General features: G+C 44.5%; 6 protein-coding genes. All 6 read left to right on the top strand.

The features are described from left to right. Window positions 1-178: 178 nt before the first annotated feature. On the top strand, window positions 179-1,282 hold the full coding sequence (locus FFM77_RS13800) for an ABC transporter ATP-binding protein (protein ID WP_137636356.1): 1,104 nt from the start codon (window positions 179-181) through the stop codon (window positions 1,280-1,282). Between the two features lie 12 nt (window positions 1,283-1,294). After that, complete coding sequence (locus FFM77_RS13795) at window positions 1,295-2,128, top strand: ABC transporter permease (RefSeq protein WP_137636355.1); 834 nt, start codon at window positions 1,295-1,297, stop codon at window positions 2,126-2,128. Further along, the gene (locus FFM77_RS13790; protein ID WP_137636354.1) at window positions 2,125-2,934 is read left to right on the top strand and encodes an ABC transporter permease; all 810 of its coding nucleotides are present in this window, start codon (window positions 2,125-2,127) and stop codon (window positions 2,932-2,934) included. Before FFM77_RS13795 ends, FFM77_RS13790 begins: the two co-directional genes overlap by 4 nt. After that, window positions 2,931-4,001 (top strand): ABC transporter substrate-binding protein, encoded by a 1,071-nt coding sequence (locus FFM77_RS13785; protein ID WP_137636353.1) that lies wholly within the window; start codon window positions 2,931-2,933, stop codon window positions 3,999-4,001. Before FFM77_RS13790 ends, FFM77_RS13785 begins: the two co-directional genes overlap by 4 nt. Window positions 4,002-4,259: 258 nt before the next feature. Then, complete coding sequence (locus FFM77_RS13780; protein ID WP_137636352.1) at window positions 4,260-5,030, top strand: CPBP family intramembrane glutamic endopeptidase; 771 nt, start codon at window positions 4,260-4,262, stop codon at window positions 5,028-5,030. 245 nt (window positions 5,031-5,275) lie between these two features. Then, window positions 5,276-6,430: an MFS transporter gene (locus FFM77_RS13775; RefSeq protein ID WP_171001651.1), complete on the top strand. Its 1,155-nt coding sequence runs from the start codon at window positions 5,276-5,278 to the stop codon at window positions 6,428-6,430. Window positions 6,431-6,762 lie beyond the last annotated feature (332 nt).

The following is a 6,762-nucleotide window of genomic DNA, read 5'->3' as shown; positions in this document are numbered from 1 at the left end:
GGAGCTGGGTATCTACGCTCATTTTATCCATTATCAGAACACCTCAGATTGTGTTCCAACTTTTGGGGTACACCTCACCTTTGGCTCGCAAACGCAGCCACCACGTTCCAGCATCAATCCAGGCCAACCGGAGCGGCAAACAACAACCAAATAAGAACCCTAAAAGGAGGAATCCGAATTGGCGGTTAATAACCAACCGATTATTCGGTTAACTAATATTTGTAAAAGCTATGGGGATACTCAAATTCTCAAAAATATTAACTTAGAACTCGAAGCCGGTAAATTCTATACCCTACTCGGTCCATCTGGCTGCGGGAAAACCACGATTTTACGGACGATTGCCGGCTTTACGGATGCGACGGCCGGACAAGTCTTTTTCGATGGTCAAGTCATCAATGATGTCCCCGCAAACCAGCGTCAATTAAATACCGTCTTTCAAGATTACGCGCTCTTCCCGCATCTGAACGTTGCAGAAAACGTGGGCTTCGGCTTAAAACTACATAAAGTTGCCAAAGCTGAAATCGAAACCCGGGTGCAAGAAGCCTTAAAGCTCGTCCAACTAGCTGACTTTGGCGATCGTGAAATCAGTGAAATTTCCGGCGGACAACAACAACGGGTCGCCATTGCGCGGGCCCTTGTCATGCGGCCGAAAGTCTTACTACTAGACGAACCACTCTCCGCTTTGGATGCTAAGTTACGAAAAGATATGCAGTATGAATTACGTGATCTGCAACAACGGTTAGGCATTACCTTCTTGTTCGTCACCCATGACCAAGAAGAAGCGTTAGCAATGAGTGATGAGATCTTCGTCATGAAAGCGGGCGAAATCTTACAAGGTGGCACGCCCGTAGATATTTACGATGAACCCATTAATCACTTCGTAGCTAACTTTATTGGGGAGAGTAATATTATCCCCGGTAAGATGTTGCAAGACTTTGAAGTCGAATTCGTGGGTAAGCGGTTTGAATGTGCCGATGCTGGGATGCGGCCGAATGAAGCTGTTGAAATCGTCTTACGACCAGAAGACTTGGATATTGTCGCCGCTGATCAAGGTAAGTTAGTCGTCACAGTTGATTCACAACTTTTCCGCGGCAATTACTTTGAAATCGTGGCCTATGACAACGACCATAACGAATGGCTCGTCCACTCAACAAATCCCGCTGACGAAGGGACCCCAATTGGGTTAACTTTTGATCCGCAAGATATCCATGTCATGCGGTTGAATGAATCCGAAGCGGCCTTCGATGCCCGATTGGAACGCTACGAAGATGATGATGAATAGGAGGCCGGTCGCATGCAACGAAAACAAAAATTAACTCGTAATACGGCCTACTTTGTCCCCTATACCCTTTGGATTGTGCTATTCGTCATTGCGCCAGTGATTTTATTAATTTATCAATCATTTTTCAACATTGATGGCCAGTTCACCTGGGCGAATTACCAGACTTACTTCACCTCAAGCACCTACTTGATGATGACGGTCAACTCGGTTTGGTATGCTTTCTTGATTACCCTGGCAACCTTATTGATCAGCTACCCGACGGCTTATTTGTTAAATGAAACGAAGCATCCGCAATTGTGGTTGCTATTGATCATTATGCCAACTTGGATCAACCTACTATTAAAAGCCTATGCGTTTATCGGGATCTTTAGTCAAGCCGGCATCGCCAACCAGTTCTTAAGCTTCATCGGTATTGGCCCTAAACAACTGTTATTCACTAATTTCAGTTTTGTTTTTGTGGCCGCCTATATTCAGATTCCATTTATGGTTTTACCAATTTATAATGCGGTGAGTGAACTCAATCCCTCGTACGTCAATGCTAGTCGGGACTTAGGCGCCACGCCATGGCAGACGTTTAGCCGCGTTATTTTTCCACTAACGTTACCTGGCGTTAAGGCTGGGATTCAAGCAGTCTTTATCCCCTCGCTGTCACTCTTCATGCTGACACGCTTGATTGGCGGCAACAAAGTGATTACGTTGGGGACGGCGATTGAAGAACACTTCCTGACCACGATGAACTGGGGAATGGGGTCGACCATTGGCGTCGTCTTAATCATCGCCATGGTCATTATTATGTGGCTAACTGGTAGCAGTAAGCGGCGGCCGCGAAAGGGGTTGACGAAATGACCCGTAAATTCAAATGGCGAAACTTATACTTATGGCTAGTCTTTATCGTGTTATATGCGCCAATTATCTTTTTAGTGGTCTACTCTTTTAGTGCTGGCACAACGATGAATAACTTTCACGGCTTCACTTGGAGCCACTATCAAGACCTGTTCGCCGATAGCCGCTTAATTGCTATTTTTCTCGATACGTTGCTCATTGCCTTGCTATCATCGGTAATAGCGACAACCATTGGGACGTTGGGCGCATTAGGAATCAATAATACGACGCGACCAGTCACTCGGAATACGATTCTGTCACTAAATAACATTTTGATGGTCTCCCCGGATGTCATTATCGGCGCTAGCTTCCTAATCTTCTTTACTGCTTTAAAGATTCCATTGGGATTTGGCTCAGTTTTACTTAGCCACATTGCTTTTTCAATTCCCATTGTGGTCTTGATGGTCTTACCGAAGATTCAAGAAATGGGTACGAGTTTGTTAGACGCCGCTTCTGATCTAGGTGCTAACAATTGGCAACTACTTAGCCAAGTCATCGTCCCCTATATCATGCCCGGAATCTTTTCCGGCTTCTTTATGGCCTTGACGTATTCCTTGGATGATTTCGCGGTCACTTTCTTCGTCACCGGTAACGGTTTTACGACCTTGTCCGTTGAAATCTATTCGAGGGCCCGCCAAGGCATTAACCTGGAAATCAACGCTTTATCTGGCCTAATGTTCTTGTTAGCCCTCATCTTGGTGATTGGATACTACTTTATCAACCAATATAGTAGTCGCCACCGCGCCGCAGCAAGGGGGCGTCGGTCATGAAAAAACTCATTAGTGTCATTATCGGTTTATTAGCAATCTGTGCGCTATTGGCGTTTGGTGCACATAACTTGCAGACTAGTTCCGGCAGCAACGGCAGTAAAGTCTTGAACTTATACACTTGGGGCGATTATATCGATCCCAGTCTGTTGACTAAATTCCAAAAACAAACCGGCTATCACGTTAACGTGGAAACCTTTGATAGCAACGAAGCCATGTTTACTAAAATCAAGCAAGGCGGGACTAGTTACGACTTAACGGTGCCCAGTGACTACATGATTGAAAAGATGAAAGCAGCTAAGTTACTCTTGCCCTTGGATAAAAAGCGACTAACCGGAATGCAGAATTATGATCCGCGCTTTATGAACTTAGCTTTTGACCACCATAACAAGTACTCCGTGCCCTATTTCTGGGGCACCTTGGGCATCATTTATAACGACAAATTCGTCCAGCCCGGCAGTATTCAGCACTGGAATCAGTTGTGGCAAAAAAAGTATCGCAATCAGATTATGTTAATCGACAGTGCCCGCGATGTGATGGGCTTTGCCCTAGCGTCTAACGGTCAGTCGATGAACACTACGAATCCGGCGACCTTACTGGCAGCCCGTAACAAGTTGAATAAACTCTCACCGAATGTCAAAGCCGTGGTGGCCGATGAAATCAAGATGTACATGATTCAAAACGAAGCCGCCATTGCGGTCGATTGGTCCGGTGAAGCTTCGGAAATGTTAGCTGGTAATTCACACTTACATTATGTGGTGCCTTCGGAAGGCAGTAACTTGTGGTTCGATAACTTGGTCATTCCGAAAACAGCCAAACATTTCAAAGCCATCTATGCCTTCTTAAACTTCATGAGTGAACCAAAGAATGCCGCAAAAAATGCTGAATATATCGGTTATGCCACGCCTAATCAAAAGGCTAAAGCGTTATTGCCTAAAGCCATTCGGAACGATCGGCAATTTTATCCCGACAATCGGACCATCAGTCACTTACAGATTTATCAAGATTTATCACCAGAACTTGTGGGCTTATATAATGATCGTTATCTAGAATTCAAGATGCATCATTAAATCATCGCTCAATCTACACTCAAAAAAGTACACTACTCATTTTGCGATGATTAGTGTACTTTTTAGTTACTTCAGGTTCCAGAACATCCAAATAAATTGACGAGTGACCTAGAACGCTACGTTCGGCGTTAGTTAACAGTGCTGCCTACTAATGCTAGGCCAGCCAGAGTGGCAAACTAATTAACGTTTAAAAGATTTAGGTTCCGTTGACTGGCCAATCAATGCTAAACTATGACTAACATAAGGGGGAATTAACTAATGAAAACATTTCGACGCGGTTGGGGCGCGGCCTTGCTACTATTCATCTTAGTACCTGTCATGATGTTTGCTGCGGCCTGGATCGTCAAACTCACCGGCCTACCAACTAACTTATCCGGGCCATTCCAAGACGGCATCGTCGTCATCGGTGCTTGGCTATATAATCATTACTTGACCCGAGTCCCGATTCACTGGTGGAATCCACGTGATTTAGATCATCAATTTCACCTAGCTGTCCCATCAATTATTCTAGTCGCCATTTTAGCTCTGGCGAAATTAACGCAGCTCTTTCAAATGAAGTTTCAACCCTTAATGCTCTTCTATATTGGTTATGTCATCCTGATTGGCCTGACAGAAGAATTTGTCTTTCGTGGCGTCTTAATTCCATTATTAGCGCGATCAATGCCAAATCATCCATTAGCAGTCATTATCGTAGACAGTGCCTTATTCGGCGGCCTGCATCTGATTAACACCTCACAAATGTCTTGGACTTACGTCTTGCCGCAGATTTTATTCGCCATGGCGCTGGGAACCTTCTTTGCCGGCCTGTACGTCAGTACCCAAAACTTGGCCTGGACGATTGGCCTGCATGCGATTACAGATATTTCGTTAGTCACGCAATTAATCGACCATCCGAATAACTTCAATAATTTTAATATTTCACCTGTGATTTCAGCCGTGGTTGCTGCCTTTTATTTCTTACTGTTAATTGTTGCGATCGTGGTCGTTAGTCGCCAAGTCAAAGGCATCAAAATTAAAACTGAACTATAGCGCGACTAGTCGTCATACTTAGCTATGGCGACTTTTTTGTGGGTGCCAACCTACCCACGTCACTTTAAATCAACTCTAGCAAGCTGTACCATTTAATTAGATTGACAAGAGCCTGCACGCTTGAAGCTAGTTGGCTTAAATTGCCACTCTAGTTGGTATCTTTTGGCTACCCAACAGACAGAATCAATTATTAACGAATTGCAACGAACTAGTCATTATTCAGCTCAGAAAGGACCTGAAACATTGTGAAAACACGTCTATACACTAAAGACGTGAAGCTAGTCTTAGCAGCTAGTTTCTTCTTTTTAATGAGCCCCATGTTAGTTAACCCAATTATTGCCGGGTTCGCTAGCAGTATCGGTGCCAGCAGTATTTTAGCGGGAATTATTGCCGGCCTGACCAATCTAACCTCACTGATTATGCGGCCTTTAGCAGGTAACTTAACCGATCAAGTCTCCAAATATCATTTAACCTCTGTTGGTGGTCTGCTTCTATTAATCGCCAGTTTGGGATACAGTCTAACCGACAATATCACGTTAATTATGGTTTGCCGAGTCATTAATGGACTCGGCTACACGCTTTGTTCCGTTTGTATGTCCACGTGGATGGCTAACCTCCTGCCTGCCGACCGTATTGGGTCCGGGATGGGCATCTATGGCTTAGCCAACGCCCTCGGGATGGCAGTTGGTCCGGCTGTTAGTGTCTACCTATATCAACACTACAGTTATCAGTCTGTCTTCTGGCTCGCAGCCGGCTTTAGTCTATTACTATTAGCGGTGATTCAATTTGTCGGTAATCGCGGGGTGCCTAGTCCCAGTTATCGCGCCAATAAGACACCTGGTAAGCTACGTTTAGTGCAACCAAAAGTCGTGCCCGTCGCCATGATTTTGATGCTCTTCTCCTTACCATATTTTGCAACACAGACGTATATCGTCAGCTACATCGCCAATCGCCACTTTAGCGTTCCAGCCAGCATCTTCTTCCCCGTTTATGCCATTATCTTACTCGTGATGCGGTTGGTACTGCGTGATGCGTTTGACCATGTGCCGTTTAAAACATTCATTTGGATCTGTCTAGGCTTTAACTTACTCGGATTAATTGGCCTGACTGATCTAAGCAATTGGTTCATGCTGATTTTGGGCGCCTTTGGATTAGCGGCCGGCTATGGCTTAATGTTTTCCATCTGTCAAGCCAAGTCTTTGACCCTCGTCCCCGAAGCCGACCATGGCCTGGCCAACAGTACCTTTTACATCGGTGTCGACCTCGGCATGTCAGTCGGTCCGATGCTAGCCGGGGTGATTACGACCGTCTTACCATGGGCCTGGCTCTACCCGGTCATGAGCCTCACCTTGCCATTAATCGTTGGCGTCTATCTACTTAATCGGCGTCATTTGGCATAACTTAAGCGCTAAAAAAGCCACACAAGTAATGATCACATGTAAAAGACACTGAGAAATTGTCAGTGGCTTTTTGTTATACATAATTGAAACATTCGTCTTCCTTTCGCTAAAGAATTGAAAGCGAGATGAACCAGACAAAATAACATTATTCGAGTGTAAAAAAATATTTATAGCTTAATGATTAACCATCCTGCCATCATTACTCATATTGCTACTATTCTTGAATTAACACTTGAAAGATAAACAGAAAAATTAACCTCAATTGTCAAATCAAGTGCAACACTAAGAATCTATTCTTAGAAGTGGTCTAGTTGCTAAGCTAGTTCAGGCAT

This window comes from Lactiplantibacillus songbeiensis, from assembly GCF_005405125.1.
GTDB classification, from domain to species: Bacteria; Bacillota; Bacilli; order Lactobacillales; family Lactobacillaceae; genus Lactiplantibacillus; species Lactiplantibacillus songbeiensis.
Note: the sequence above shows the minus strand (reverse complement) of the source record. Positions and strands in the feature narration are given on the sequence as shown.

Coding starts and splice junctions, on each gene's coding strand:
- FFM77_RS13790 (WP_137636354.1), top strand. CDS start 2,125: ATGACCCGTAAATTCAAATGGCGAAACTTATACTTATGGCTAGTCTTT.
- FFM77_RS13780 (WP_137636352.1), top strand. CDS start 4,260: ATGAAAACATTTCGACGCGGTTGGGGCGCGGCCTTGCTACTATTCATC.
- FFM77_RS13795 (WP_137636355.1), top strand. CDS start 1,295: ATGCAACGAAAACAAAAATTAACTCGTAATACGGCCTACTTTGTCCCC.
- FFM77_RS13785 (WP_137636353.1), top strand. CDS start 2,931: ATGAAAAAACTCATTAGTGTCATTATCGGTTTATTAGCAATCTGTGCG.